Source organism: Eubacterium ramulus, assembly GCF_003122485.1.
GTDB lineage: Bacteria > Bacillota > Clostridia > Lachnospirales > Lachnospiraceae > Eubacterium_I > Eubacterium_I ramulus_A.
On sequence record NZ_JRFU01000060.1, the window covers coordinates 1 to 3,326 of the forward strand.

The window sequence follows — 3,326 nt, forward strand, 5'->3', positions numbered from 1 at the left end:
ATTTTTTCACATATTTGACGCCCTGCGATACTAAACTTACCACTTTTTCAGTGGCGTCCTTGCAGAAGTGGGAGTCTTCTCGACTGAGATAAAAAATACTGCTATCCATCGCAGCAGAAATCATTTTTTCATCTGATATATATAAGACAATTGAAACATGCAAATGGTTTTCTAAAATTTATTTCAAGTCGAATATGCATGTTTTTCGATTCTTTTTACACACAAAAACAGAGGGCAAATGCCCTCTGTAATCATACACTCACTATAAATTCGTCAATTTAAAGTCCTGCTCATCTGCCAAACGCTGCTTCAATTCACTAAATGCATCAGTATCTGAATTACCATTTTCAGAATCAGCTGACACGTTTGTATCTATCTGAAGCGATGATACATAATTTTGAATCGGCAAATCTACACGATACACTTCATACTCATATTCCCAATATGCATCCTCCGATTCAAATCCTTCCATCGCTGACTGATATGCTCCTGTCGTATCATTTTCCAACATTGTGCGAAGTTCCTTCAGCCAATCATCGATATCTTCCTCTGTAACCTCATATCCGTTCTGAATCGCCGCAACATATAAAGCATTTCGTTCCATAGCGTCTTTCTCGGCTAACTTCTGTGCATTTTCTTCGCTTTCACCATTATTTAGGTAAAAATCTGTATACTGCTGAACTTCCGCCTTAGAAACAGCGATATTATTTCCAACTGCATAGATATCATCTCGGCTCAGATATTCTTTTTTCTGACTACGTGAAAGACCATTTACAGAGAGTGATTCAATGTAATAATCAGTGATCGACTGGTCATTCGTCGTTTCTGTATTCTTTTCAGTTCCGCACCCTGAAAAAATAAGCAATATCGATACTATGAGCCCAACAATTATTAATCTTTTACTTTTCATCATTTCCCCCCATATCATCTAAATACTTAACCAATCATTAATATCCCCAATCAACACATTTCCATTGACCATCTTTGGATCTGACTAATATCCACATCCAATTCTCATACATGGAATCTGGTTCCAGCGAACCATCTTCGCAATCATTTCCGACATAAAATGTTGACAGTAACACAAGAGATTCATCTGCATCATTTCTGGTTGCCCAATCTAAGCAATCCTTTGATGTCTCATCCCCTGCGTAATAAATCTCCTGAAGGTCACAACCTTTCCAATTCATATTCATTTCTTGCTTCACCACATTAATTGCATCTGTAATTTCTTCTTGGGAATACAGATCAGATGTAACTTCAGGTGTTTTTATTATCTTTGCCTGATACGCTCCAATTCCCAAAAGCAATGCAAATGCCAGACAGATACAAATTCCTATGACTCTTTTTCGCATGCTTCATCCTCCTTTTGCATATTTCAACCTTCTTTCGGAACAAATAATGCGTTTTTGCGAATTTTTCTGACAAATTAATTATATCATAGCTAGTGAGCGTAAGACAATATTACCCACACAGATAAAATTCTTAATATTTTTTGTGAATAGGTGCGTAAGAAGTTGCTGCTGTCTCTTTTTCCAGATCCGGTTCCATCCGCCACAAAGTCGTGTTTCCTGCTGAAAATACGCTCAGATAGTAAGTATTCTGGTGACCTTTACATACGGGTAACATGCCGTTAAAACTGTTTCCTCTATGAACGGTCTTTGGAACGGACAACACATTTACTGTCCTTCCGTCTCTGTATTCATAAATGGCTTTTCTTGTAACGCATACCACGGTATCATTCCATGCTTTCATCGGCGCAAATACTTCTCTGGCATTTGCTTCCCACATATCTTCCACAAATTGTTCCAGACCGTCCTCCGGCTCCTGCTCCTCAAGTGTATCTGCATTCAGACAATATTTGATCTCGTCGCAGTACACGATAAACTGATCTTTCATTGACAGAAAACCAGCTCTACCATAATCGTAGGATAGGCTTTTTAATTCTTTCTGCTGTGTAATATCATATAAAACACACTTGTCTATTCCTGCAATTGACAGCACATGGTCATTCACTACAGTAATCCTCCATGCACTTCCGCCCAATTTTTCAAATACATCTCCGGTATTCAGTTCTTCACTGCCTTTCTCTGTAATTCGAAGCAGCCGGCTTACACCGGAATCTGATGTGCCATCCTCAGGATCTGATACAACAACAAACGCACTCAGCTCGTCATTTTTCTTCTGCAGTACACCTGTCGAAATATAACTATCGGCAGATATCGTATCCGGAAGTTTTATTACTTTCTCCCAACTTTTTCCCTGATCGGTGCTTTTCCATACCAATACCGGATCTGTTCCTTCTTCAGAAGTTCCATCCGTCATTGCATAAAGTTCACCTGCATCGGTTGTCAACAGATCGTTATAGTAATAAGCGTCTTCAATGTTAATAACCGAAGCCAGTCCAACGCTATTTTCAATCGGTGTTTCATTTTCTGCACTTAATGACGCATCCTGTGCTGTATTTTTATCCTGACCACATCCTGCCAGCATAAAAAATGTCATTCCAAGTATCCCGATCAGTCCCCATATCTTTTTCATGTAATCCGCCTCCATTTCTGCTGCATCTCAATATGAGATGCTTCCATGTAAAAACCCATTCACATCGTGTCTGTTTAAACTTACGTTTGTTTATCCTTTATTATTGTAACTCCTTGATTCTTCGATTACCTGCATATCACTCTGCCAGGTAACCCACATTGCCGGGCGAACTGCGTAACGGCTGCTGTTTAATAATATTTCTCTCTGAGCCTGCCCATAACCTGAAATAACACCAACTCCATCAGTATCATAAAAACAATCAGCCATCCACCATCCACAAGCATCTTTTACATTGAGCATATACAACCGCTGTTTTGCATATTCTGTTGGATAACACAAAACTTCATCATGACCATACTGAAAATCAAAACAACTTCCTTCTTTTGGATTTGGATTCGGATCAGGGTCAAAATACAGACACATTTCTGTATAACTCAATAGAAATATTTTATCTTTTGTTCCTCGTTCCAAATGGTAATAAGGTTTTCCACCTAACAGTCTTGTTGAACTATTCTTTGCCTCAAAACCTTCTGAAAAAGATAACACAATGTTTGCTTTTTCGTCCTCTGAAAATGCACTGTTATAAAAATCATCATTCAGCCATTCACGGATTGTTGAATCTTCCCAGAGTACACGATTTTTTCCACTGGTATCATAGGGCTGTGCATCCAGACCATACTCACTGATCAATAGCACTTCATCGCCTTTTTTATCAAGGACACGCCACTCAATAACTTCTCCCTGATAACTTCCATACATAATATGCTGCCCACGTTCCAATGGAA

Annotated in this window: 4 protein-coding genes; all 4 read right to left on the bottom strand. The window is 38.8% G+C overall.

Annotation, left to right across the window (positions count from 1 at the left end; genetic code table 11):
* Positions 1-262: 262 nt before the first annotated feature.
* A complete protein-coding gene (locus tag LG34_RS05460) occupies positions 263-910 on the bottom strand; it encodes a hypothetical protein (RefSeq protein ID WP_109215188.1) in 648 nt (215 codons plus the stop codon).
* A gap of 37 nt (positions 911-947) precedes the next feature.
* Entirely contained in the window at positions 948-1,355 is a 408-nt protein-coding gene (locus tag LG34_RS05465; RefSeq protein WP_109215189.1) for a hypothetical protein, read from the bottom strand.
* Between the two features lie 130 nt (positions 1,356-1,485).
* Positions 1,486-2,541 (bottom strand): hypothetical protein, encoded by a 1,056-nt coding sequence (locus tag LG34_RS05470; RefSeq protein ID WP_109215190.1) that lies wholly within the window; start codon positions 2,539-2,541, stop codon positions 1,486-1,488.
* 90 nt (positions 2,542-2,631) lie between these two features.
* The coding region (locus LG34_RS16635; protein WP_242979807.1) for a DUF6273 domain-containing protein at positions 2,632-3,326 on the bottom strand (695 nt) is incomplete at its 5' end.